Genomic DNA, 24,955 nt, shown 5'->3' with positions numbered 1-24,955 from the left:
GCTGTTGGTTTTATTGATCTCACCGACGGCGATAACCGGTGTCTGTGGCAATATAGCTAAAATTTTTTTAACAGGAGTGACGAGCGTGCTTCAGCGGTTTTCAGCCAGTTTAGTGAAAAATGGTCCTAAAATTATTGGTTTACCGGCGAAGATTGCCCCGTTTACCTTGAAGAAGCCCCTCTTGCAGCAACTCTTAAACTGGCAATTTCGTCATGTTTTGGCTGAAGGTGAGTTAGACTTCCTTCAGGGACGCTTTTTAGGCATTGAGATCCTTGATATGCATCTCACCTGGATGACCACGCTAGAGGATGGTCGACTGAAGGTGTTGCAGCATGCCGAAGCAGATGTCTGGTTCCGGGGCAATGCCAATGATTTGTTGCTGGTAGCCGCGCGTAAAGCGGATCCTGATATGCTTTTCTTTCAGCGTCGATTGCTGATTGAAGGGGATACTGAACTGGGACTGGAGGTTAAGAACGTAATGGATGCAATAGAACTCGACACCATGCCCGTAGGGTTACGTACCGCCATTCAGCACATGGCTGCGATTGTGGAAACAACGATGCAACAGGACGCGAACGCCGCACAGGCACGCGCAGGTGTTTCATGTTAATACGAACGGAAATTGGCGTTGACGCCGCCGGAATCGATGCACTGCTCCGACGTTGTTTCCCTACATCGGACGAGGCGGAACTGACACAAGCACTGCGCGAAGATGGCCTGTTAACGCTTGGCGTCGTGGCAACCGATGATGAAGGACAAGTGCTGGGTTATGCTGCCTTTAGTCCGGTCACGATGCAGGGCGAGGATCGCGGCTGGGTCGGCCTTGCGCCGCTGGCCGTTGATGAACCTTTACGGGGGCAGGGCATTGCGAAACGCCTCATTTACGAAGGTCTGGATACGCTCAATGAGTTTGGTTACAGCGCGGTAGTCGTACTTGGCGAGCCTGCGCTGTTTCATCCGCTGGGATTTGAACCTGCGGCGCGCCGGGGATTGCACTGTCGCTGGCCGGACAGTGAAGCCGCTTTCCAGGTTTACCGTCTGGCCGATAATGCCTTCGACGACGCGGAAGGGCGCATTGAGTATTCAGCCCCCTTTAACGCACTGCGCTAAGCCAGGTTTCGAGACTCTGCGGTTGCTCGGCAACCAGTTGCAGTTTGCGTTGCCGGGGAAGTTGCTTGACCTGATATTCCAGCCTGGATGCCTGCGCGCGGTCACCTGCCGCGCAGGCATAAACCAGCGCCAGTGGGCCTTTTCCGCGCAGGGCCCGGGCTCCTCGACCACACTCATGTTGCGCAAGGCGGCGCGTGACGTCGGTCGTGATGCCGGTATATAACAGACCGGCGGCCGTTTTTATCAGGTAAAGTTGCCAGTGCTGACTCATAATCTGTCCCAGAAATGCCTGCCCGGCAGTGTAACGCGCTTCCCCATCGTGCGCTATCCGTTGCCCTTATCCGGAGTTGATTGTGTCTGATCTTTCCCATCTTATTCGCTACCTGAAGAAGCAACATGTCCTGTCACTGTGCTGCAGTGCCGGAAATGAACTGTGGTGTGCAAACTGTTACTACGTGTTTGATGAGGCACGTATGGCATTCTGGTTGATGACGGAACCGGATACACGTCATGGCCTTCTGGCCAGCAAAAATCCTCACGTGGCCGGAACGATCAATGGTCAGCCGAAAACGGTCTTACTGATAAAAGGGGTGCAGTATCGTGGACGCATCAGGCAACTGCGTGAGGAGGAGGCGGTTGAAGCTCGCCATGCCTATCAGCGACGTTTCCCGATGTCACGCAGCGTGTCTGCACCGCTGTGGGAAATCACGCTCGATGAGCTGAAAATGACCGATAACGCGCTGGGATTTGGCAAAAAGATTGCCTGGCTGCGGGAAGAGTAGTGCGCCCTGATCCCTGACGGAAAAGGGCGCCAACGCGTTACAGCGCTTCCAGAATGCGCAGGGACTCACGGTTAAAAGCAGGCAGGTCAGCCGGGGTGCGGCTGGTTACCAGCTTGTCACTGTCCACCACCACTTCTTCATCGCGGAAATCAGCCCCGGCATTAATCAGGTCGACCGCAATGGCTTTTACGCTGGTCATTTTTCGGCCGCGGACGCCATTGGCACTGATCAGCAACTGTGGCCCGTGGCAGATCGCAAACACCGGTTTGCCGCTTGCCACGAAATCTTTGGTGAAAGCGACGAAGCGGTCGTCGCCGCGCAGGGCGTCAGGTGAATGGCCGCCAGGCAGCAGTAGCGCGTCAAACTCAGCCGCACTGACATCGTCGATGCTGCGGTCAATCTTCACTTCCGCATCACCCTGTTTGCCTTTAACGGTTTTACCCGCCTGCTCCTCAATGGTCACCACCTCGTAGCCAGCGCGTTTATACACTTCCGCTGGCGAGGTAAACTCAGAGTCTTCAAATTCATCGGTGATCAATACCGCAATTTTGGTGCTCATCTTTACCCTCCTGTAGGCATGTTAGGCGCTTAATGCGCTATCCTGATACGCATTAAGCCTGGCTGCCGACATCAGGAAAGCAAGCCAGACGGCGCACATTGACCAGATTTTGCACGGCTGGTGATGAAACAGGGACAATTCTGAGATGAATCGTGTTTTAGTGACCGGCGCAACCGGGTTAGTCGGGTCATATCTGCTGCGTTTACTGGTTGATGATCCTCGCATCGATGAGATTATCGCTCCGACGCGCCGTGCGTTGCCTGTTATGAACAAGGTGATCAATCCGGTTGAGGACGATCTGACCGATGTGCTTCAGCCCCTGGATGGGCCACTGACCACGGTATTTTGCTGTCTGGGCACCACGCGCAAACAGGCAGGCAGTAAAGCGGCCTTTATCCATGTGGATTACACGCTGGTGGTGGACACCGCATTGAATGGCTTACGACTGGGTGCCACGCAGATGCTGGTGGTGAGTGCGCACGGCGCGCATTGCCATTCGCCCTTTTTATACAGCCGCGTAAAAGGTGAGATGGAGAATACGCTGCGCCACCAGAACTGGGCACGCCTGGTTTTCGTCCGGCCATCTTTATTGCTCGGTGAAAGAAAAGAGAAACGCCGCGGAGAAAGCCTGATGGCACCGTTGTTTTCCTGGTTGCCCGGCAACTGGCGTGCAGTGTCAGCACAGGATGTGGCCCGCTGTCTGCATCAGCAGGCCTTCATGGATAAAGCCGGCGTCACCCTCATTGAATCCGGGGCGATTCCCCGCTCTTCAGCGTAAATACCAGATGTGCTGATTACGACTGCCGCGCCATAAGAGGGTGGCGTCTTTTTCGGCCTCTTCAAAGCGCCCGTCGATCAGAACGTCAATCCAGGGCAGCACTTCACGCTGCGCGGACGTCAGTGACGCCATTTCATAGCCGGTCCATAGCCAGATATCTTTGCCCGGGCAGGTCTGTTTGACGCGTTTCACCAGACGACGAATATGCGGCACATTCTGTGGATGCAGGGGATCGCCGCCGCTTAACGATAAGCCCTGTCGTGGGATGCGCGTGTCGTTCAGATCGGCCAGCAGTTGTTCTTCCATCGCCAGGGTAAACGGCACCCCGGAATCCAGCCGCCAGGTACGTTGATTGTAACAGCCGCGGCACTGGTGCTCGCAGCCAGAGACAAACAGCGTACAGCGGGTGCCGGGGCCGTTCACGATATCGACATCGTAGTAACGATGGATGCGCATCATTCCAGCTGGCCGCTATTAAGATGTTTCACCCGACGCTGCACTTCCTGTTGTTTTCCCGCATTAAACGGGCGCGCGTCCGGACTGCCCAGATAGCCACAAACCCGCCGTGTGACCGAAACCCGTGCAGGATCGTGATTGCCGCAGTTCGGGCAGGTAAATCCGCGGCTGGTACAGGTGAACTCCCCGTTGAAGCCACAGTCGTAACATTCGTCAATTGGCGTGTTGGTGCCGTAGTAAGGCACGCGGTCGTAGCTGTAATCCCAGACGTCTTCCAGCGCCTTAAGGTTGTGCTGCACATTGGGATATTCGCCGTAACAGATAAAACCGCCATTGGAGAGTGGCGGATAGGGGGCTTCAAAATCGATTTTTTCGTAAGGATTCACCTTCTTCTCAACGTCCAGATGGAAGCTGTTGGTGTAATAACCTTTGTCGGTCACGCCTTTTACCACACCAAATTCAGCCGCATCCAGACGGCAGAAACGGTCACATAAGTTTTCGCTGGGGGTACTGTAGAGGCTAAAGCCATAGCCCGTTTCCGCTTTCCAGGCGTCGGTCGCCGCGCGCAGACGTGCCACGATGGCCACGCCTTTGGCGCGCAGGGTTGCATCATCAAAAGGATGGACTGAGGCGCCGCTCAGCGCATTCAGTGTTTCGTGCAAGCCGATGAAACCGAGAGACAAGGAGGCGCGGCCATTGCGGAAAATCGACCCCACCTCATCGTCTGCCTGCAAACGCACGCCGCAGGCACCTTCCATATAAAGAATGGGCGCAACCCGAGCTTTGGTTTTTTCCAGCCGGGCAACACGCGTCATCAATGCCCGTTTCGCCAGCATCAGCCTGTCATCCAGTAACGCCCAGAAACGCGCCTCATCACCCCGTGCTTCCAGCGCGATACGTGGCAGATTCAGACTGATGACGCCGATATTGTTGCGCCCTTCATGAATCTGCTCGCCATTTTCTTCGTAAACGCCCAGAAAACTGCGACAGCCCATCGGCGTTTTAAAGGAGCCGGTAACCTTAACGACCTGATCATAATTGAGAATATCGGGATACATTCGTTTGCTGGCACAGGCCAGCGCCAGTTGCTTAATGTCATAGTTCACATCGCCGGGACGACGGTTAACGCCTTCCCGAATCGCAAACACCAGCTTCGGGAAGACGGCCGTTTTGCGATTTTTACCCAGTCCTGCCAGACGGTTACGCAAGATGGATGTCTGCACCAGACGGGCGGCCCAGCTTGTCCCCAACCCGAACCCAAACGTGACAAACGGTGTCTGACCATTTGCCGTATGCAGCGTGTTCACCTCATATTCCAGCGACTGAAAGGCGTCATAACACTCTTTTTCGGTACGCTGGCGGGCATAGGCTTCCGCCTGCGGGATATCCCAGTGCTGCGCTACCTCTTTATGCCGGGCAAAACTTTTTTCAACATAGGGTGCCAGCACCTCGTCAATTCGATTCAGCGTGGTTCCGCCATAGATATGGCTGGCAACCTGGGCAATGATTTGCGCGGTCACCGCAGTGGCGGTAGCAATCGACCTGGGCGGCTCGATCTCCGCGTTACCCATTTTAAAACCGTTGGTCAGCATGCCTTTCAAATCGATCAGCATGCAGTTAAACATGGGGAAGAAAGGCGAGTAATCGAGATCGTGATAATGGATCTCGCCGCGCTCATGCGCCTGAACCACATCACGAGGCAGGATTTGCTGCTGGGCGTAATGTTTCGCCACAATTCCGGCCAGTAAATCGCGCTGGGTCGGGATCACTTTGCTGTCTTTATTGGCATTTTCATGAAGCAGGGCGGCATTGGTCTGATCGACCAGGCCACGGATGGCATGATGCAGCTGGCTGCGGCGTTCGCGCTCGACGTCACGATCGTGACGATAGGCAATATAAGCCCGTGCCAGTTGTGGATAAGGTCCGGCCATCAGCGTCTCTTCCACCGCACACTGAATATCCTGAATGTCGACGTCCTGACGCTCCACCAGTTGTGCGCTAACCTGTCCGGCCACCGCGTCGCACCAGGCGGCATCGTCGACGTTCGCTGCCCGCGCAGCCGCCATAACGGCCGCTGCGATACGTTGTGCATCAAAGCTTACGCGGCATCCGTCGCGCTTTATCACCACCGTTGCCATGCTCTCTCCGTTAACTACATATAGGTGTTGTTTCGGATTTTAGGCTCAACATGTAGTGACTGCAGCGAATTAATTCGTCTCGTTTTGACCTGAAACAAAGAAGCCGTAAACACGCGCAGAAAATCAGCACGACAAAAAAATCGCCCCGGGGGCGCCTTTTCGGACGGACTGATTTGATTAGCCACGCAAAATGACATTACTCTGGTGACCGACCTTTTTTGCCATCGACTTGCAGGGTACCGTGCCAATGTCGCTACGCCGAAATGTGCTTATCTGTTGTTGTGCTTTGTCCTTTTCTGCCGCAGCGGACACGTTGCCGTTAATGCCATGGCCACAGCAGGTAGAGCAACCTGCCAACGCAGGCTGGCTGACGTTGACGCCACAGCTCACCTTGCGCATCGAGGGGGACAGGTTACCCGGTGCCGAAACGCGCTGGTTGTCACGCATTGCCCGACAAACCGGCTGGCCTTTACTGCCCATCGATCAGGCCGTGACCCCGCCTACGATTCGCGTGCAGATTGCAACGGTCACCGATCCCATTCCGCAGCCAGACAGCGATGAAAGCTACCAGCTTAACGTCAACAGTGATGGCGTTCTGCTACGGGCTACTACCCGTTTTGGCGCGATGCGCGGCATGGAAACGCTGCTGCAACTGATTGAAAACACGCCCGAAGGCACCCGCATTCCCTGGGTGACGATCCAGGATAAACCGCGCTTCGCGTGGCGCGGCATCCTGATCGACAGTGCCCGCCATTTCATGCCGGTCAGAACGATTAAGCGGCAGATTGATGGCATTGCGGCGGCACGGATGAACGTGCTGCACTGGCATCTGACAGACGATCAGGGCTGGCGTTTCGCCTCCAGCCGCTATCCTCAGCTACAACAAAACGCCAGCGACGGCCTTTTCTATACCCAGGAAGAGATGCGCGACGTGGTGCAGTATGCGGCGGAACGTGGCGTGCGCGTAGTGCCGGAACTCGATTTTCCCGGACATGCCTCTGCGCTGGCAGTGGCGATGCCGGAACTGATCAGCGCCCCCGGTCCTTATCGGATGGAGCGCGGCTGGGGCGTCTTTAAGCCGCTACTGGATCCCAGTAATGAGCAGGTTTACCAGGTCATTGATGCGCTAATCGGGGAGGTCGCCGCCATTTTTCCCGATCCGTATGTGCATATTGGCGGCGATGAGGTCGATCCCAGCCAGTGGCAGGCATCATCCCGCATTCAGCAATTTATGCACGATCGTGGTCTTGCCGACAGTCACGCGCTTCAGGCGTACTTTAATCAGCGCCTTGAAAAAATTCTCGAAAAACACCAACGACACATGGTGGGCTGGGATGAGATCGCCCATCCGGATCTGCCCCACAGCATCCTGATCCAGTCCTGGCAGGGCCAGGATGCGCTGGGTACCGTCGCCAAAAATGGCTATCGCGGCATTCTCTCCACCGGTTTCTATCTGGATCAGCCTCAACCGGCCAGCTATCACTATCGCAATGAAATCTATCCCCAGGGGCTTGATGGCAAAGATGTCATTCAGCCGGGTGACCAGGCGCAGAGCTGGTCGTTCTCTATGCCGCGGTTAAAAGGCAGTCCGGTGACGGGCAGCTTTACGCTGATTAAAGGTCGTGACGGCTGGCGCGGGTTTATTGATTTCGCGGGTAAGTCGCGCCGTCTGGTGAAAGGGATTGCGTGGCTGGCACCCGATCGTCTGACGTTCGAGGTCGATACGTGGATGGGACCGTTCCAGCCCGTGGTGACGCTGACCGGTAACCAGCTCAGCGGGTATATGCGGGTAGGGAACGTACGCTATGCCACCGAAGGCCGACGCCTTGATGCCGTGCCAGCCGGTATTCAGCCGGTGCTGCCCGATGCGCGGCAGAAGCAGCAAAACCTGCTGGGCGGCGAGGCCGCGCTGTGGGCTGAAAACGTCAACAGCACGATCATTGATACCAAACTCTGGCCGCGCGCTTTTGTGGTGGCCGAACGGTTATGGTCAGCGCAGAACGTCACCGACCCTGACAGCATGTATCAACGGCTGGCGGCGATGGATCGCTGGACAACGATCTCCGTCGGCCTGCAACAGCACGATCAGACGGAACGACAGATGATGCGGCTGGCCAACAGTACCCATATCGAGCCGCTGCGCGTCCTGGCCCAGGCGCTGGAACCGGCACAGTACTATACGCGTCAGCATCTCAAGTTTAAGGCCGGGCATTACAACTACTTTGAACCGCTGAATCGCCTGGCGGACGTCTTACCGGCTGAAAGTGATACCGTCCGGGCGCTGGAGAAGCAGGTTACCCTGCTGATTGAAGACCGAACCGATCCTGCCGCCGCGACGGCGATTCGTGCACAGTTACAACGCTGGCACGAAAATTATTCGCAGGTTCAGCCGCTACTGAATGCCACCCAGCCGCTCCATGCGCTGGCGGGCAGCGCCAGGCAGGTTGATGCACTAAGCGTGATGGGCATGGCGATGGTGGATGCCTATGTACGTAACCAGGCCTTTGGGGCGGGCGAGGTGGCGCAGATGCAGGCGAAGCTGGATGCAGCGGCACAGGTGCAGGATGAGACGGTCATTGCGCTCGTACGGCCGCTTGAACGCCTCCTCCATGCTTTCAAATAAGCTGGCGACCTGCGCGCAGCAGGCGCATTGTTTGCGGTTCGCTATCACGGTCACTGACAACAGTAAGCTCCCGGGGATGGCTCATCTTGCCGCCTTCCTGCAGCGCGAAGGCCCGGCTTATTTCGCAGAACAGACAGAGAGAGAAAAGATGCAAAAAATGGTGGGTATCATCCTGCACCATCAACGCATGCCGCGCCAAAGGTCGCGGCAAGGCAGGAACTCAGGACGAGGTGGCCGGGCCGCTGACCGAGTGACGGCGGACTAACGTCGGGCTGAACATATTGGTCACTTCAGGAACGGGCTGGTGGTGAGCCAGCGCCAGCGCCAGTTCGGCGGCTTGCTGCGCCATAGTGACGATGGGATAACGCACCGTCGTCAGGCGCGGGCGAACGTAGCGGGAAACCAGCACGTCATCAAAACCGATCAGGGACATCGCTTCGGGAACCTGTACGCCATTATCGCTTAAGACCGCCAGCGCCCCGGCAGCCATGGAGTCGTTATAGCAGGCTACGGCAGTAAAGTTTCTGCCGCGTCCCAGTAATTCCGTCATCGCCTGCTCGCCGCCGACTTCATCCGGTTCGCCCCAGGCGACCAGCCTGTCATTGCAGGGCAGGCCGTGCTCTTCCAGGGCATCGTAATAGCCCTGCAGGCGGTCTTCCGCATCCGAAATGGTGTGAGTGGAACAGATAAACGCGATATTTTGATGGCCCAGTTGAATCAGATGGCGCGTGGCCAGCCAGGCACCGTAGCGGTCATCAAGCGCAATACAGCGTTGTTCAAACCCCTTTAGCAGGCGATTTACTAACACCATGCCGGGCATCTGCTTCATCAACACTTCCAGCTCGCTGTCGGGGATTTTCTTGGCGTGAACCACCAGCGCCGCGCAGCGATGGCGCATCAGTTGTTCGATAGCCTGGCGCTCTTTTTGCTCATTATGGTAACCGTTACCAATCAGCAAAAAGTTGCCTGTCTGGCCTGCCACTTCATCTACCGCTTTCACCATCGCGCCAAAGAACGGGTCGGATACATCGCCCACCACCAGCCCCAGGGTTTCGGTTGACTGCTGTGCCAGCGCCCGTGCATTGGCGTTTGGATGGTACTGGAGCGATTCCATGGCCTGATTCACCGCCTGGCGCGAACTGTCACTGGCCTTAGGCGAATTGTTGATCACGCGGGAAACCGTGGCGACAGAAACACCCGCCAGCCGGGCAACATCCTTAATGGTAGCCATGGGTTTACCTGATTTTGGGGAAACGTTTACACATCGCTCCAGTGTTACGGAAAAGCGTACGCACATCAAGCCAACAGAATGCCAGTGCGGTCGCAAACAGGGCAAAATCAGACGATGGGTGATGCCTTCTGCTACGGTCACAGCCCATGGTATGCTGCTTATCCCAACACCTGCCGAAGCGATGACCATGAAAATAAAAGTGCCACATCTGGCGCACTGGGGCGCCTTTACCGCGGTAAGCGAAAACGACCGTCTTATCGGTTGCGAACCTTTTTTTGCCGACGCCGATCCGTCGCCCATGCTCAACACCATTCCTGAACTGGTCTACTCGGATAAACGCATCCGCCAACCTATGGTGCGGCGTTCGTGGTTAACATCCCGCGAGAACAGCGATCGCACCTTGCGTGGACGCGAAGATTTTGTCGCCGTTGACTGGGATACGGCGCTGGATCTGGTGGCTGAGGAAAATCGCCGCATTCGTGAACGCTACGGTGCCTCCGGCATTTTTAATGGCTCTTACGGCTGGTCATCGGCAGGGCGCGTCAACCATGCGCGCACGCTGGTACGGCGTTTCTATTTTCAGGGCGGCGGCGGGGTCGATCAGCAAGGCAACTACAGCTGGGGCGCAGCGCAGTTTTTCCTCCCTTATGTCATGGGCACCTACATGCCGCTCACCGGGCGCGTCACCGACTGGCCGCAGGTGGTGGAACACGCCGAGATTTTTGTCGCCTTTGGCGGACTGGCGCTAAAAAATGCCCAGGTGGCTTCCGGCGGTGCAGGTCAGCACAGCCTGAAACCGGCGCTGGAACAGCTGGCCGCGAAAGGCACGCCCGTCATCAACATCAGCCCCATGCGCGACGACTGCCCTGAATTTGTTCGCGCGGACTGGATCCCGATCCGGCCGAATACCGATGTGGCGCTGATGCTGGCCCTCGGTTATGAAATTTATCAGCGCGGTGCGACCGACGAGGATTTCCTTGCCCGTCACTGCACCGGCTGGCCGCAGCTGCGTGCTTATCTGCTGGGCGAAAGCGATGGCATCGCCAAAACGGCGGGCTGGGCGAGCCGGATCACCGCGGTCCCGGCGGAGCGCATTGTGCAACTGGCGCAGCAGCTGATCGGCAAACGCAGTTTTATCACCTGCTCCTACTCTGTCCAGCGTGCTCATCGCGGCGAACAGCCCTACTGGATGATGATCGCGCTGTCCTCCATGCTCGGACAGCCAGGCCTGCCGGGCGCGGGCTTCTCATTTGGTCACGGCTCCATGAACAGCGTGGGCAATCCGCGCCAGGAAGGGCCCGCGCCAATGATGAGTACCGGACCCAATCCGTCGGGCCTCTCTATTCCCGTGGCGCGCATCAGTGACATGTTGCTTAACCCCGGCCAGCCTTATAGCTTCCAGGGCGAAACCCTGCACTACCCGGACATTCACATGGTGCACTGGGCGGGCGGCAACCCGTTCCACCATCATCAGCAGTTGAACCGGCTGGTGGAAGGCTGGCAAAAGCCGGATACCGTCGTGGTGCAGGATATCGTCTGGACACCGGCTGCACAGATGGCCGATATCGTACTGCCGGCAACCACCACGCTGGAGCGCAATGATATCGGGGGCTCGTCACGCGATCGCTTTGTGCTGGCGATGCATCAGGCGATTAAACCCCAGCATCAGGCACGTAACGACTTTGATATCTTTGCGGATCTGGCCGAGCGACTGGGCTATCGGGATACCTTCACGGAAGGGCGCAACGAGATGCAGTGGATCGCGCATCTTTACCAACAATGCGCCGTCGCCCATGGTCGTCGCGGCATTGCTTTCCCCGAATTTGAGGCATTCTGGCAGCGCGGCTTCGTTGAAATCCCCGAAGGCGGTAAACCCTACGTCTTTATGGCGGACTTCCGCGCCGATCCCCTCGCGCATCCGATCCAGACCGCCAGCGGCAAAATTGAGCTGTTCTGCCAGACGATTGCGGATTATCAGCTGGAGGATATGGCCGGTCACCCGGAATGGCGTGAGCCGAGGGAATGGCTGGGAGCGCCGGCAAGTCAGGACTATCCACTGCATATGATCTCCATTCAGCCCTCGGATCGCTTGCACAGTCAGCTGGATGCCACCGCCACCGTGCAGGGCAATAAAACCGCCGGCCATGAAACGCTGTACATGCATCCTGAGGATGCGAACGCGCGCGGCATTGTCGATGGTGACGAGATTGAAGTCAGCAATGCGCGCGGCAGGATTCTGGCTGGGGTGCGTTTAACCGACGGCCTGAAGCAGGGCGTGGTGATCATCTCTACCGGTGCCTGGTTTGATCCCGGCTTTGGCAACGCCTGGCAGCCGTTTGATCGGGCGGGCAATCCCAATGTCTTAACGCTGGATATCGGCACCTCGTCACTGACCCAGGGACCGAACGCCATGAGTTGCCTCGTGGACATCAAAAAACATGTCGTTTGCACAAATACGTAAGGATCACACGGCTGGTTACATTTTGCAGGTAACTGTTGCGTTTCTGTCGTGGCAGAACGGGATCGCCGCTTGCTACAGTCAGGATCCCAGAGGTATTGATGGGTGAACATCAACTGATTTTTTTGATTACACCAACCTGCGTAGATACGCAGGTTTTTTTTGCCCCGAGGAAAACGATCAATAACGAACTGATACACAGTTTTCCTGTGTTTTCACCCGCGCTTTGATTATAACTGCTGGATTGACCTCTTTTTTTTAAGCGCAGCGGATTGCTATGCCCCGGATAAAAAAATTACTGGGTAAAGACCAGATAAAAGCCCCGTTTAACCCGTTTCGTTTTCGCCTGATTTGTCTGGGCGTATTTGCCTGCATGGTCGTTTTGCTGGCGCGCGTTGCCGATTTGCAGTTCCTGAATCAGCCGATGCTGGAGCATGAGGCGGATCAGCGCTCCCTGCGTACCGTGACACTGCCCACCAGCCGGGGCACCTTACTGGATCGCAATGGTGAGGCACTGGCACTCAGCGTGCCCTCTCGTGACGTGATCGCCGATCCGCAGCGCGTACTGGAAAGTAACCCCGACTTTACCAGCGCCAAATGGGCCTATCTGGCGGCGGCGCTGGGCATGCGGCCCGAAGAGGTCGCGTCACAGATCACCGCCAATCCTAAACGTCGTTTTCTCTATCTGGGACGTAAAGTGGAGCTGGGGATCGCCAAAGACATCAAAGATCTCAAGCTGAAGGGCATCAGTGAGGTCTATGACGACAGCCGCTTCTATCCGATGAGTGAAGCCTCGGCACCGCTTATCGGCATCGTCGGTGCTGACAATACCGGACTGAATGGCCTGGAAAAAGGCTTCGATAAAGTGCTGCAGGGTCAGCCGGGCAAAGAAGTGTATCGCCAGGATGCGGCCGGCAATATCATTTCGATGATTAGCTATCAGCCGCCGACGCAGCCGCCGACGGTACAGCTCAGCATTGATAAATTCAGCCAGTACACGCTGTACAGCAAACTGCGTGACGGCGTGCTGCTCAACAAGGCCGACTCCGGTGCGGCGGTGCTGGTCAAAATTGATACCGGCGAGATTCTGGCAATGGCCTCTTATCCGTCGTTCAACCCCAACAACTACCAGGGTGCCACACCGGCACAGATGCGCAATACCGCCATCAACGACAGTTATGAACCGGGTTCGACAGTGAAACCGCTGGTAGTGATGGAAGGGCTGGAGCGCCACCTGGTGCGACCGGATTCTGTACTGGATACCACGCCTTATCGCGTGAACGGCCACCTGATCCGTGACGTCGGGCACTGGCCGCGTCTGACGATGACCGGCATCCTGCAAAAATCGAGCGATATCGGCGTCTCGCATATTGCCCTGGCAATGCCTGCGGAAGCCCTGGTGAACACCTACTATGCCTTTGGCCTCGGTAAACCCACCGGACTGGGCTTAACCGGCGAAAGCGTCGGCTACTTCCCGCTGCACCGCACGCGCTGGGCCGATATCGAACGCGCGACCTTCTCCTTCGGCTATGGTTTACGCGTGACACCGCTTCAGATTGCCCGGGAATATGCCACGCTGGGTTCCTATGGGGTTTATCGTCCGCTGTCGATCACCAAGGTCACGCCACCCGTGCTGGGCAAGCAGGTGGCCAATCCTGAAACGGTGAAAGAAGTGGTGCACATGCTGGAAAGTGACGTCTTACCGGGCGGGACCGGGGTGAAGGCGGCGGTACCCGGCTATCGTCTGGCTACCAAAACCGGGACAGCGGAGAAAATGGGCAACAGCGGTAAATATGACGGCGGCTATGTGAACTACACCGCTGGTATTGCTCCCGCCAGCCATCCTGAAGTGGCGCTGGTCGTCATGATTAACCACCCGACCGCTGGCGATCACTTTGGTGGCTCCGTGGCCGCGCCGGTATTCGGCAACATCATGGGGCCGGTGCTGAAGCACATGAATATCGCCCCCGATGCTATCTACAGTAAGCCTGTGGATAACGGTTCAGATAAATCCTAATCAAATCAAACTGTAAGCGAGGTGTGGATGTTTTTACACCTCGTTTCATTTCGGCGAATTCATTTTCTTTTTTCACCTGTCTCTGACCGACTAAAGGGTGAGAGGATAGAAATCCCAGAGGTATTGATGGGTGTGAAAACGGGCACTGCTCCGGCAAGGCCAGTCGTTATTACACCGACCCACGCAGATGCGTGGGTTTTTTTTGCCTGAAATCTGGCCTGGTCTTGTCATGATCTGCGTCAGCTTTCTCCGGCGCATCCGCCAATAATCAGTTGTCGATTACCGCTAAATCCTGCATCGTGAGTGGCTGTTTTCACCATGCTAAGGAGCCGGCATGTTATTCACTTTTTTCCGTCTGCTTTTTCGCCTGCTGTGGCGGGTTGAACTGCGGGGCGATACCGCTGAGCTGCGCAAGCAGAAAGTGTTGATTACGCCCAATCACACCTCATTCCTGGATGGCGCGCTACTGGCGCTGTTTCTGCCCGTTAAGCCAGTATTTGCAATCTACTCGTCTATTAGCGAACACTGGTTTTTACGCCTGATAAAACCCTATGCGGATTTTGTGCCGCTCGATCCTATGAAGCCGATGGCGCTGAAGCAGCTGGTGCGGCTCATCGACAGCGGCCGCCCGGTGGTTATTTTCCCCGAAGGCCGCATTACCGTGACCGGATCGCTGATGAAGATTTACAGCGGCGCGGGCTTTGTTGCAGCAAAATCTGGCGCGACCGTGGTGCCGATGCGCATTGAAGGGGCAGAATTTACGCCGTTCGGTCGTCTGGCGGGCGTTTTCAAGCGTCGCCTGTTTCCCCGTATTACCCTGAGCATTTTACCCGGCACCCATATTCCGATGCCCGAGGCGAAGCGCGCCCGCGACCGTCGCGTGCTGGCCGGTGAGCACCTGCATCATATTATGATGGAAGCACGCATGGCGGTGCGACCCAGGGAAACCCTGTATGAGGCTTTCCTGAGTGCCCGTCAGCGCTATGGCGCGTTTAAGCGATGCATCGAAGACGTGAATTTCAAACCCGACAGCTATACCGGCTTGCTGAAAAAAGCGCTGGGCGTTGGACGCATTCTGGAACGGTACAGCCAGCCTGGCGATTACGTCGGGTTGCTGCTGCCCAACGCCACGGTCACGGCGGCGGCGATCCTGGGCGCATCATTACGTGGGCGTGTGCCCGCCATGCTGAACTACTCTGCGGGCGTAACGGGCCTGCGTGCGGCGCTGACTGCGTCACAGGTAAAGACCGTGTTCACGTCGCGGCAGTTCCTGGATAAAGGCAACCTGTGGCATCTGCCGCAGGCGCTGACCGAGGTGCGGTGGATCTATCTGGAAGATCTGAAAGATACCGTCACGTTGCAGGATAAGCTCTGGATACTGGCGCATTTGCTGGCGCCGCGTCAGGCGCAGGTGACGCAACAGCCGGAAGATGCCGCGATGGTGCTGTTTACCTCTGGCTCCGAAGGGCATCCGAAAGGCGTGGTGCATTCTCATAAAAGCCTGCTGGCGAACGTTGAGCAGATTCGCACGGTGGCCGACTTTACGCCACGCGATCGCTTTATGTCAGCGTTGCCGCTGTTCCATGCCTTCGGCTTGACTGTGGGGCTGTTTACGCCGCTGATGACCGGGGCGCAGGTCTTTCTGTATCCCAGTCCGCTGCACTACCGCGTGGTGCCTGAGTTGGTGTACGACCGCAACTGTACCGTGCTGTTTGGCACTTCAACCTTCCTGGGGAATTACGCCCGTTTTGCGCAACCTTATGACTTTGCCCGTCTGCGCTATGTGGTCGCGGGGGCAGAAAAACTGCAGGAGAACACGCGCCAGCTGTACATGGAAAAATACGGCATCCGGATTCTGGAAGGCTATGGCGTCACCGAATGCGCGCCTGTTGTCGCCATCAACGTGCCCATGGCCGCCAAAGCGCACACGGTAGGTCGTATTCTGCCGGGAATGGATTCGCGCCTGATGTCCGTGCCGGGCATTGAACAGGGCGGGCGGCTGCAACTGCGTGGTCCAAATATTATGAAAGGCTACCTGCGGGTGGAGAATCCCGGCGTACTGGAAACCCCGGCTGCGGACAACGGGGAAGGGCAGATGGAAGCGGGCTGGTACGATACCGGCGATATCGTCAGCTTTGATGACGGCGGTTTCTGCCAGATCCAGGGCCGGGCGAAGCGCTTTGCCAAAATTGCCGGGGAAATGGTCTCGCTGGAAGTGGTCGAGCAGATCGCCCTGAGCGCGTCGCCGGAGAAACAGCACGCGGCCTCGCTGCGGCCCGACGGTAATCGGGGTGAAGCATTAGTGCTGTTTACTACCGACAGCGCCTTAGCGCGTGAGGATCTGCAAAAGGCGGCCCGGTCGCTGGGTGCCGCGGATCTGGCCGTACCGCGCGATATCCGTGTGGTCAAACAGCTGCCGCTGCTGGGCAGTGGCAAACCTGACTATGTCACCCTGAAGAAAATGGCGGAAGAGGACCAGGCATGATCCCAGAACGTGATGCGCCTTTACTGTCGCGCGGCATGATAGCGGTAATCGTGGCGCAGTTTTTCTCCGCGTTCGGCGATAACGCCCTGCTGTTTGCCACGCTGGCGTTGCTGAAAAACCAGTTCTATCCCGTCTGGAGCCAGCCGGTACTGCAGATGCTGTTTGTTGCCACTTATATTCTGCTTGCGCCCTTTGTCGGCCAGATGGCAGACAGCATCGCCAAAGGCCGGGCCATGATGTTTGCCAACAGCCTGAAGTTGCTCGGTGCGATGGTGATCTGCTTCGGTTTTAATCCTTTCCTGGGTTACACCCTGGTGGGAATCGGGGCTGCCGCGTACTCCCCGGCGAAGTACGGCATTCTGGTTGAAATTGCGCATGGCGAAAAGCTGGTTAAAGCCAACGGGCTGATGGAAGCCTCCACCATTGCGGCTATTCTGCTGGGCTCGGTGGCGGGCGGCATCCTGTCGGACTGGAATCTGGTTGCCGCACTGGCCGCCTGTGCTCTGACCTATGCGGTGGCGGTGGTGGCGAACCTGTTTATTCCCAGACTGCGCGCCGCGCGTCCGGGGCAGAGCTGGAATGTGGCGGCCATGCTGGGCCGTTTTCTCTGCGCGACGCGCCTGCTATGGAACAATGCCGAAACCCGATTTTCTCTGCTCGGTACCAGTCTGTTTTGGGGCGCAGGTGTAACGCTGCGTTTTCTGCTGGTGCTGTGGGTACCCGTGGCGCTGGGCATCAGCGATAACAAAACGCCGACCATGCTGAATGCTATGGTCGCGGTAGGAATTGTGGTGGGCGCGGCACTGGCGGCAAAGCTGGTGACGCTGGAAACCGTGCGCCGCTGTATGCCCGCGGGCGTTCTGATCGGCGTGATGGTGGTGATTTTCGCCCTGCAACATACCCTGCTGAATGCTTACCTGCTGCTGATGATCATCGGCGTACTGGGCGGTTTCTTTGTTGTACCCCTCAACGCGCTGCTTCAGGAACGCGGTCAACAGAGCGTCGGCGCGGGCAATGCGATTGCAGTGCAGAACCTGATTGAAAACACCGCCATGCTCATCATGTTGGGGCTGTATACGCTGGCCATTCGCGCCGGTGCGCCCGCCGTGGCGACCGGCATTGGCTTTGGCGCCTTGTTCGCGCTGGCGATTACCCTCCTGTGGCTGTGGCGTCCGTCTTCCCGCGCCTGATGCAACAACCGCGGGGCGCGCTGTCCCCGCGGTTCCGCTTTTCTCCTTTATGCTGGCCCCGAGGGTATTACGCCTTTTTTTGATGTATCACCAGAAATTTACTATTCAAAAAAATATAGTTTATTTTGTTATTGTTTTTATCCGGTCGTTTATTTAATTTCGATAAGTTTTTGCAATGAATAATTAATTTAAACTTGAAATCGAATTCAGGTTTAAAAAAATTGAAATAAATTTTTATTTATTATTGCCGATTAATTTCTGGCTTCCTTCGGGAATAGGCTCGGAGGAAAGAAAGGAGCTCGGTTTAATGAATATGACGCAAAGACTTTCTCTGGCTTTTTCGCTTTTAGCAGGTTCATTAATTATTCTGGGGATCGTAACACTTTCACTTCTCGCCGGTTTTCAGGCGAGATTTGAATATGTGCAGGTAAACACGATTGATTCGCTCAAGGTATTAAACCGGCTGGTGGATGAAAGTAATCGCCTCTCTGTGGCGTTATATCGTCATCAGACAGAGGATGAGAGCGGCAAGCTGGCCAGTCTCGAAGCGGTTATTCAAAAACGCATTGAGGACATTTCGACACTGACGAAATATTATTTCGATAACGATATTACCAACGACGACGATCGGGTGATGACAGAAAAGTCATTCCGGCTAATCGATGCCGTTAAACAAAATCTTCCGGCATTTCTCACGGCTTCCCGGGCACATCAGAATGAACGCAGCCTGGCGCTGTTAAGTGATGATGAAGGCATTGGCGGCGCCATCACCCAGCTAAAAAACAGTTACCGCGATCAGTTTGAATTTAACAGCAAAATGGGTGAAGCGTTACGCCTGCAAAACCAACATATTTATCGGCTGACCAAATGGGGCATGGCCGCCGGTATTGCCCTGGCGATTACTGGCCTGGGGATGCTGACGATACTGACCATCATGCGCGTCCGCCGCAGCCTGAATGCCATGGGTGGGCTGATGGAACGCGCCAGCAATACGCTTGATCTTTCCCTGAAGGCCGATGACAGCCGCCGTGATGAAGTCGGTGTCATGGCGCGTTCTTATAATCGTCTTATGGAAAGTATTTCGTCCGCAATGTATGCGGTCAGCAGTGCCTCGCAGTCCGTCAGCAGTGCGTCGGCACAGATTGCGGCAGGGAATGAGGATTTGTCTGCCCGTACAGAAGAGCAGGCTGCCTCGCTGGAGCAAACGGCTGCCAGCATGACGCAAATCAGCGAAACCGTCAGACAGACCGCCGACAACACGCGCCAGGCGAGCAATCTGGCCGAAAATACGCGTAACCTCTCCGAAACCAGCTCTGCGGCACTCACTACCATGCTGGATACCATGACGTCGATCCGTGACAGCGCGGGCAAGGTGGGCGACATTATCACCCTGATTGAAGGCATTGCGTTTCAGACCAATATTCTGGCGCTGAACGCGGCGGTTGAAGCGGCGCGAGCCGGCGAACACGGGCGCGGCTTTGCGGTCGTGGCAGGGGAAGTGCGCAATTTGTCGCAGCGTTCCACCACCGCCGCCCGTGAAATCAAAACGCTGATTCAGTCGTCAAATGCGTTGATTGAATCGGGAACGTCGCAGGCGGATAACGTGAATCAAAATATGGAGACGATGCGCGGTGCGGTCAGTCAGGTTACCGATCTGGTTAACGAAATCGCCGCTGCGGCCACAGAGCAGAGCCAGGGGATCGCGCAGGTGCATCAGGCGGTCAATCAGATGGACGATGTGACCCAGCAGAATGCGGCCCTGGTGGAAGAAGCCTCGGCCGCATCGCTCTCACTACAGGAGCAGGCCGACGGCCTGGCTGCGCTGGTGCGCAGGTTTACGCTCGCGGGCCAGCAGGCGGCTGATGTGACGCCTCAGCGTCAACCCACAGCCGTTGTTGCGCCCAAACCCGTAATGGCTCTGGCGACAGGCGGACAGGATAACTGGCAAAGCTTTTAAGGTTGATCACACCGTGAACGGTCGGCGGTAAGCAGGGCAAATTCCTGGCTTGATGGCAGACCGAAAGCCGCGTGCGCACCCGGTGCGCACGCGTTTTATCAGCGACGCAGTGCAATCGCTTCGATTTCAATCTTCACATCTTTTGGCAGACGGGCGACTTCCACGCACGAGCGCGCCGGGAAGTTTGCCTTGTGCTCAGTAAAGAACGCTTCGTAGGTGGCGTTTACGGTCGCAAAGTCATTCAGATCTTTCACGAACACGGTGGTTTTAACGATATCGCCTACCGTCAGTCCCGCCGCTTCCACGATTGCCTTCACGTTTTCCAGCGACTGACGTGCCTGCGCAGACACATCATCGGCGACCTCACCGGTGGCCGGGTTCACGGGAATCTGGCCCGAGGTGATGATCATGTTGCCGAGATCAACGCCCTGTACGTAAGGGCCAATGGCCGCAGGGGCTTTTTCCGTACTGATTTCACGAGACATCATTTCTCCTTAAAGTAAGGCCGGGGCAGCAACGATGCCGCCCGCAACAGAACGCGTTCCATTATAGGCGCGCCCGGGACGATTAAAAGTGGCCCAGCACGACATGGCGGGCGAACTCTTTCTCACAGTATTTGCACTTCAGGTGCACCTCATCGGCGCGGTGCTTAACGGCGAAGCTGGAGAACACCGGCTCGCTGCGGCTGATGCAGTTGCTGTTCGGGCAGGTAAGCACCCGATCGATGTAATCCGGCAGCGTCGGGGCGATCTTGGCCACCACTTCATAGTCGTCGATGCGGTTGACCGTCGCATGCGGCGCATAGAACGCCAGCTGATTGATCTGATCGTCGGTCAGGTAGGTGTTTTCGATCTTGATCAGGTCCTTACGGCCCATTTCACCTGACGGCAGGTTCAGACCAATAGTGATGCGCTGGTCAGTTTCGGTCAGGCGAAACAGCGACAGGAGCTTAAAGCCCACCTGCGCCGGGATATGATCGATAACCGTGCCGTTTTTGATGGCTTCGACCTGCAGTTTGTTATCGTGGCTCATTGTTCACTCCTTACAGGGCGATGTCGCTGTTCAGTACCAGCGCCAGCAGGGCCTGGCGCGCATAAATACCGTTACCTGCCTGCTGGAAATACCAGGCGTACGGCGTGGTGTCCACGTCAGGGGTAATTTCATCAATACGGGGCAGCGGATGCAGCACTTTCATGTTATCGCGGGCTCCGGCCAGATCGGCTGCCCGTAAAATAAACTGGGCTTTGACGTTGGCATATTCTGAGGGATCGAGCCGCTCTTTTTGCACGCGGGTCATATAGAGAATATCCAGCTCAGGCATCACCTCTTCAAAGCTGTCATGGCGCGACCAGGCAATATTCTGCTCGTCCAGCATATCGGTGATATAGGCAGGCATTGCCAGCGCATCCGGCGCGATAAAGAAGAAGCGGTTGCCGTCGAACTTGGCCAGCGCCTGGGTCAGCGAGTGAACGGTACGGCCATATTTGAGATCGCCCACCATGGCCACGTTCAGATTGCTGAGACGACCCTGGGTTTCGTGGAGAGTAAACAGGTCCAGCAGCGTTTGTGTTGGGTGCTGATTCGCGCCGTCGCCCGCGTTCAGAATGGGAATGCCGTTGGAGAACTCCGTGGCCAGCCGGGCTGCCCCTTCCTGCGGATGACGCATCACAATCGCGTCCACATAGGTGCTGATGACGGAAATGGTATCCGCCAGGGTTTCCCCCTTCTTGCCCAGCGAGGTGTTACTGCCATCGGCAAAGCCGACGGCGGAGGCACCCAGGCGATGAATGGCGGTTTCAAACGACAGCCGGGTGCGGGTGGAGGCTTCAAAGAAGCAACTGGCGATCACGTTGTGTTTCAGCAGTTCCGGCTGAGGGTTGGCTTTGAGCCGGGCGGCGGTATGCAGCACCAGCTCCAGCTCGTCGCGGCTGAGATCGTTAATTGAAATGATGTGCTTGCGATATAGCGGGTTAGCCATAGCTCTCTCCTCTGCGCGGCCGGATTGCGGACAAAAAAAAGCCCCTTAGAAAGGGGCTTTTTTGAGATCGGTTCGATGACGGAAAGAAACAGCGGTGCCGCCTGCGGTCAGGCGAGATAGCGCGTCACATTGTCCACGATGCTGTTGCATGTTTCCTCCGGCAAATTGTGGCGCATTATACGCCATCGCGGGTTGGCATCAAGGAAAAATCGCGTAACAGGTAACCGTTTGCGTCTGTATGATTAGCGCTGTCCCAGCGTGGCGACCATTACCGCTTTGATGGTGTGCATCCGGTTTTCAGCCTGGTCAAACACGATGCTGTGTGCCGACTCAAAGACCTCATTGCTGACTTCCATGCCGTCTTTAAGGCCATACTGTTCTGCCATCTGGCGGCCCAGCGTGGTCTGATCGTCATGGAAAGCCGGTAAGCAGTGCAGGAATTTCACCGCCGGATTGCCGGTCAGCGCCAGCATCGCGCGGTTCACCTGATAGTCGCGCAGCAGGGCAATCCGTTCTTCCCACACCGCTTTGGCTTCGCCCATGGAAACCCAGACGTCGGTATAGATAAAATCGGCACCTTTTACGCCCTCGGCAATATCCGCCGTCAGGGTGATTTTACCGCCGGTCTTTTCGGCGACCTGACGGCATTCTGCGACCAGCCCGGCTTCCGGCCAGCAGCTTTGCGGCGCAACCATGCGCAGATCCAGCCCGACCAGCGCGGCGGCTTCCAGCATGCTGTTGCCCATGTTATTGCGGGCATCGCCAACGTATACCAGCGTCATCTTATTCAGCGGTGTAGCGGGCAGATGCTCCTGCATGGTCAGCAGGTCAGCCAGCAACTGGGTAGGGTGAAACTCGGTGGTCAGGCCGTTCCAGACCGGCACGCCCGCGTGCTCGGCCAGCGTTTCCACCAGTGCCTGACCGTAACCCCGATACTGAATGCCATCATACATGCGACCCAGCACGCGCGCGGTGTCTTTCATCGACTCTTTATGGCCGATCTGGCTGCCGCTCGGGCCAAGATACGTGACGTTAGCTCCCTGATCGTAGGCGGCAACTTCGAAAGAGCATCGGGTACGGGTCGAGTCTTTTTCGAAGATGAGCGCGATGTTTTTGCCTTTCAGGTATTGGGTTTCGCTGGCGGTTTTTTTGGCGTGTTTTAATTCGGCAGACAGGGCAAGCAGGTAATCGATCTCGGCCGGGGTAAAATCCAGCAGCCTGAGAAAATGACGGTGATACAACTGACTCATACAGCACTCCGGTACGGGTTTCGTAATGAATTAAAATTCAATTTAACCGTATGAATATGCATTTTCAACCCTGGCGAGAATAATCTTTTCTGTTTTGTGTAGTGGCGCGACAGGCAGTATGGGAAAATAATGACTTATTGCCGAACTCAGAGAGGATATCGCCATGGCATTTGAAGCATTGTTGGAAGAGCAGCGTGAAGAGACGCGGCTGATCATCGAAGAACTGTTAGAGGATGGCAGCGATCCCGATGCGCTCTATACCATTGAGCACCATCTCTCCTGTAACAACTTTGACTCGCTGGAAAAAGCGGCGGTGGACGCGTTTAAGCTGGGCTATGAAGTCACCGAGCCGGAAGAGCTGGAGCTGGAAGACGGCACCACCGTCATGTGCGTGGATATTCTCAGCGAAGGCGCGTTGAAAGCGGAGCTGATCGACGCGCAGGTAGAGCAGTTGGTGAATCTGGTGGCAAAATATAACGTCGACTACGATGGCTGGGGCACCTACTTTGAAGATCCGAATGCCCAGGATGACGATGAAGACGATGGCGATGTCATCGACGAAGACGATAACGGCATTCGCCACTAATCTGACGAGGGCGGAGTCTGCTCCGCCTTTTCTGTTTTCCGGCCCTGTCTGACATTCATGAATTACGCACCCTTACTTGAACCGATACAGCAATTTTTACACTGCCGCACGCCGCAGGCCTGGATTGATGAAGCGCGCAAACCTGAAAACCTCACGCTGCTCCTGACCGACCACCTGGTGTGTGAACTGAAAGCCGCACAGACCGCCGTCTGGCTGATTCGCAAATATGTCGCCGACAAGCCAAGTGGAGACCGGATTCTGGCGTGGCTGCGGCCTTACGAGAATTTTATCTTTCGCGAAGACGGCGACAGCGATTTTATCAACGCCCATAAAAATCTGACTAAAACGATCATCGTACGTAATGCGCTACCGTGGGCGGACGATCTGGTAGAGAAAATGGTGCTGCTGATTAAAGAAGAGCTGCATCACTTTTATCAGGTGTGGGAAATTATGCAGTCGCGTGGTCTGGTGTACGAGAAAATCACCTCAAGTCGTTACGCCAAAGGGCTGCTGCGCGAAGTGACCACGCACGAACCCGATACGCTGGTGGATAAGCTGATTTGCGGTGCCTATATCGAAGCGCGCTCCTGCGAACGGTTTGCCAGCCTGGCGCCTTTCCTGGACAGTGAACTCGAGAAGTTTTATATCTCGCTGCTGCGTTCTGAAGCCCGCCATTACCAGGATTACCTGGAGCTGGCGGCACAGATATCACCCAAAGACATTACGGCGCGCGTACGGGCGATTGGTGAAGCGGAGGCCAGGCTGATTAGTGAGCCGGACACGGAGCTGCGCTTTCACAGCGGCGTCCCGGCTTTTTGACGGCGTTACAGCGTTTTCAGCATCCTGAACTCGCAGTCGCCATGGCCGGTGCAGCCCAGCGCATGGTCGATGCGCGCAAAGCCCAGCGATTCATAAAGCTTAATGGCGCGCGTCAGGCTGCCGGTGGTTTCCAGATAGCAACGGCGAAAGCCCCGCTGGCGCGCATGATCCATGGCTAACAGCGCCAGTTCGCGCGCCACGCCGAAGCCGCGGATAGCGGGCAGGAAATACATCTTTTGCAGTTCACAGATATCCGGCGCGCTGCAGGCGAGCGGGGCAATGCCGCCGCCGCCCATCACCTTCCCCTGATGTTCCACCACCCAGTAAGCGCTGTGTTCAGCGCTGTACAGCTCAAACAGCTGATCCAGATTAGGATCGGCAACGGTGTAGCCTTTATCCGCCGTCAGGCCAAATTCCGCAGAGACGTCGCGGATGACCCGGGCGATATGGAGATTGTCGGCGGCAGTAATGGGCCGCAGCTGAATATCGGCAGTGGTTCTCATCAGGATTCCGGTACAAAGTCAGCGCAATAAAAAAG

22 protein-coding genes are annotated in these 24,955 nt (G+C 56.5%); 12 read left to right on the top strand and 10 right to left on the bottom strand.

Features of this window, described 5'->3' with window-relative positions:
* Window positions 1–85: 85 nt before the first annotated feature.
* Both C1N58_RS15475 and C1N58_RS15470 read left to right on the top strand, forming a co-directional pair.
* Window positions 86–610, top strand: a complete 525-nt coding sequence (locus C1N58_RS15475) for a ubiquinone anaerobic biosynthesis accessory factor UbiT (protein WP_006121773.1) — start codon at window positions 86–88, stop codon at window positions 608–610.
* Entirely contained in the window at window positions 604–1,110 is a 507-nt protein-coding gene (locus C1N58_RS15470) for a GNAT family N-acetyltransferase (RefSeq protein WP_324029198.1), read from the top strand. The genes C1N58_RS15475 and C1N58_RS15470 overlap by 7 nt, the downstream gene beginning before the upstream one ends.
* On the opposite strand, the gene C1N58_RS15465 is transcribed toward C1N58_RS15470, so the two are convergent.
* Window positions 1,094–1,381, bottom strand: a complete 288-nt coding sequence (locus C1N58_RS15465) for a GIY-YIG nuclease family protein (RefSeq protein WP_006121775.1) — start codon at window positions 1,379–1,381, stop codon at window positions 1,094–1,096. The genes C1N58_RS15470 and C1N58_RS15465 overlap by 17 nt on opposite strands.
* Window positions 1,382–1,463: 82 nt before the next feature.
* On the opposite strand from C1N58_RS15465, the gene C1N58_RS15460 reads away from it, so the two are divergent.
* Window positions 1,464–1,892 carry a YhbP family protein gene (locus C1N58_RS15460; RefSeq protein WP_033739205.1) on the top strand — a complete coding sequence of 143 codons (429 nt, stop codon included), beginning with the start codon at window positions 1,464–1,466 and terminating at the stop codon, window positions 1,890–1,892.
* A gap of 37 nt (window positions 1,893–1,929) precedes the next feature.
* Here C1N58_RS15460 and C1N58_RS15455 read toward each other — a convergent pair whose 3' ends face one another.
* Window positions 1,930–2,451 (bottom strand): type 1 glutamine amidotransferase domain-containing protein, encoded by a 522-nt coding sequence (locus tag C1N58_RS15455; protein ID WP_006121777.1) that lies wholly within the window; start codon window positions 2,449–2,451, stop codon window positions 1,930–1,932.
* Window positions 2,452–2,596: 145 nt separating this feature from the next.
* Here C1N58_RS15455 and C1N58_RS15450 point away from each other — a divergent pair, with 145 nt between their 5' ends.
* Window positions 2,597–3,229 carry an NAD-dependent epimerase/dehydratase family protein gene (locus C1N58_RS15450; protein WP_394564315.1) on the top strand — a complete coding sequence of 211 codons (633 nt, stop codon included), beginning with the start codon at window positions 2,597–2,599 and terminating at the stop codon, window positions 3,227–3,229.
* Here the strand turns inward: C1N58_RS15450 and nrdG are convergent.
* Both nrdG and nrdD read right to left on the bottom strand, forming a co-directional pair.
* The gene (gene nrdG / locus C1N58_RS15445) at window positions 3,221–3,688 is read right to left on the bottom strand and encodes an anaerobic ribonucleoside-triphosphate reductase-activating protein (protein ID WP_033739209.1); all 468 of its coding nucleotides are present in this window, start codon (window positions 3,686–3,688) and stop codon (window positions 3,221–3,223) included. The genes C1N58_RS15450 and nrdG overlap by 9 nt on opposite strands.
* Window positions 3,685–5,823, bottom strand: a complete 2,139-nt coding sequence (gene nrdD, locus C1N58_RS15440) for an anaerobic ribonucleoside-triphosphate reductase (RefSeq protein WP_394564314.1) — start codon at window positions 5,821–5,823, stop codon at window positions 3,685–3,687. Before nrdD ends, nrdG begins: the two co-directional genes overlap by 4 nt.
* A 247-nt stretch (window positions 5,824–6,070) precedes the next feature.
* Between nrdD and C1N58_RS15435 the strand changes: the two genes are divergently transcribed.
* On the top strand, window positions 6,071–8,446 hold the full coding sequence (locus C1N58_RS15435; protein ID WP_394564313.1) for a beta-N-acetylhexosaminidase: 2,376 nt from the start codon (window positions 6,071–6,073) through the stop codon (window positions 8,444–8,446).
* 220 nt (window positions 8,447–8,666) lie between these two features.
* Here C1N58_RS15435 and galR read toward each other — a convergent pair whose 3' ends face one another.
* Window positions 8,667–9,677, bottom strand: a complete 1,011-nt coding sequence (gene galR, locus C1N58_RS15430; protein WP_039338882.1) for an HTH-type transcriptional regulator GalR — start codon at window positions 9,675–9,677, stop codon at window positions 8,667–8,669.
* A 187-nt stretch (window positions 9,678–9,864) separates the two neighbouring features.
* Between galR and C1N58_RS15425 the strand changes: the two genes are divergently transcribed.
* From C1N58_RS15425 to C1N58_RS15405, 5 genes are all read left to right on the top strand, one after another.
* Window positions 9,865–12,138 (top strand): molybdopterin guanine dinucleotide-containing S/N-oxide reductase, encoded by a 2,274-nt coding sequence (locus C1N58_RS15425; protein ID WP_039339105.1) that lies wholly within the window; start codon window positions 9,865–9,867, stop codon window positions 12,136–12,138.
* A 274-nt stretch (window positions 12,139–12,412) separates the two neighbouring features.
* Window positions 12,413–14,152, top strand: coding sequence for a penicillin-binding transpeptidase domain-containing protein (locus C1N58_RS15420; protein WP_054688229.1), 1,740 nt, complete (start codon window positions 12,413–12,415; stop codon window positions 14,150–14,152).
* Window positions 14,153–14,486: 334 nt separating this feature from the next.
* Entirely contained in the window at window positions 14,487–16,637 is a 2,151-nt protein-coding gene (gene aas / locus C1N58_RS15415; RefSeq protein ID WP_110267940.1) for a bifunctional acyl-ACP--phospholipid O-acyltransferase/long-chain-fatty-acid--ACP ligase, read from the top strand.
* Window positions 16,634–17,827 carry a lysophospholipid transporter LplT gene (gene lplT / locus C1N58_RS15410; RefSeq protein ID WP_054688227.1) on the top strand — a complete coding sequence of 398 codons (1,194 nt, stop codon included), beginning with the start codon at window positions 16,634–16,636 and terminating at the stop codon, window positions 17,825–17,827. Before aas ends, lplT begins: the two co-directional genes overlap by 4 nt.
* Window positions 17,828–18,134: 307 nt before the next feature.
* Complete coding sequence (locus tag C1N58_RS15405) at window positions 18,135–19,784, top strand: methyl-accepting chemotaxis protein (protein ID WP_054688226.1); 1,650 nt, start codon at window positions 18,135–18,137, stop codon at window positions 19,782–19,784.
* 98 nt (window positions 19,785–19,882) lie between these two features.
* Here C1N58_RS15405 and ridA read toward each other — a convergent pair whose 3' ends face one another.
* The 4 genes from ridA to argF all read right to left on the bottom strand — a co-directional run bounded on the left by ridA (window position 19,883) and on the right by argF (window position 23,012).
* Window positions 19,883–20,269: a 2-iminobutanoate/2-iminopropanoate deaminase gene (ridA, locus tag C1N58_RS15400; protein WP_006121790.1), complete on the bottom strand. Its 387-nt coding sequence runs from the start codon at window positions 20,267–20,269 to the stop codon at window positions 19,883–19,885.
* Between the two features lie 82 nt (window positions 20,270–20,351).
* Window positions 20,352–20,816, bottom strand: coding sequence for an aspartate carbamoyltransferase regulatory subunit (gene pyrI / locus C1N58_RS15395; protein ID WP_054688225.1), 465 nt, complete (start codon window positions 20,814–20,816; stop codon window positions 20,352–20,354).
* Window positions 20,817–20,826: 10 nt separating this feature from the next.
* Window positions 20,827–21,762 carry an aspartate carbamoyltransferase gene (gene pyrB / locus C1N58_RS15390; protein ID WP_006121792.1) on the bottom strand — a complete coding sequence of 312 codons (936 nt, stop codon included), beginning with the start codon at window positions 21,760–21,762 and terminating at the stop codon, window positions 20,827–20,829.
* A 242-nt stretch (window positions 21,763–22,004) separates the two neighbouring features.
* Window positions 22,005–23,012 (bottom strand): ornithine carbamoyltransferase, encoded by a 1,008-nt coding sequence (gene argF / locus C1N58_RS15385; RefSeq protein ID WP_006121794.1) that lies wholly within the window; start codon window positions 23,010–23,012, stop codon window positions 22,005–22,007.
* Between the two features lie 163 nt (window positions 23,013–23,175).
* Between argF and rraB the strand changes: the two genes are divergently transcribed.
* Window positions 23,176–23,598 carry a ribonuclease E inhibitor RraB gene (rraB, locus tag C1N58_RS15380; protein ID WP_006121795.1) on the top strand — a complete coding sequence of 141 codons (423 nt, stop codon included), beginning with the start codon at window positions 23,176–23,178 and terminating at the stop codon, window positions 23,596–23,598.
* 57 nt (window positions 23,599–23,655) lie between these two features.
* A complete protein-coding gene (locus C1N58_RS15375; protein ID WP_394564312.1) occupies window positions 23,656–24,417 on the top strand; it encodes a tRNA isopentenyl-2-thiomethyl-A-37 hydroxylase MiaE in 762 nt (253 codons plus the stop codon).
* Between the two features lie 5 nt (window positions 24,418–24,422).
* Here the strand turns inward: C1N58_RS15375 and C1N58_RS15370 are convergent, their stop codons facing one another.
* Window positions 24,423–24,920 (bottom strand): GNAT family N-acetyltransferase, encoded by a 498-nt coding sequence (locus C1N58_RS15370; RefSeq protein ID WP_050504827.1) that lies wholly within the window; start codon window positions 24,918–24,920, stop codon window positions 24,423–24,425.
* Window positions 24,921–24,955: the final 35 nt, after the last annotated feature.

Source organism: Pantoea sp. SGAir0180, assembly GCF_043546245.1.
This window is presented reverse-complemented; position numbering and strand designations above follow the sequence as displayed.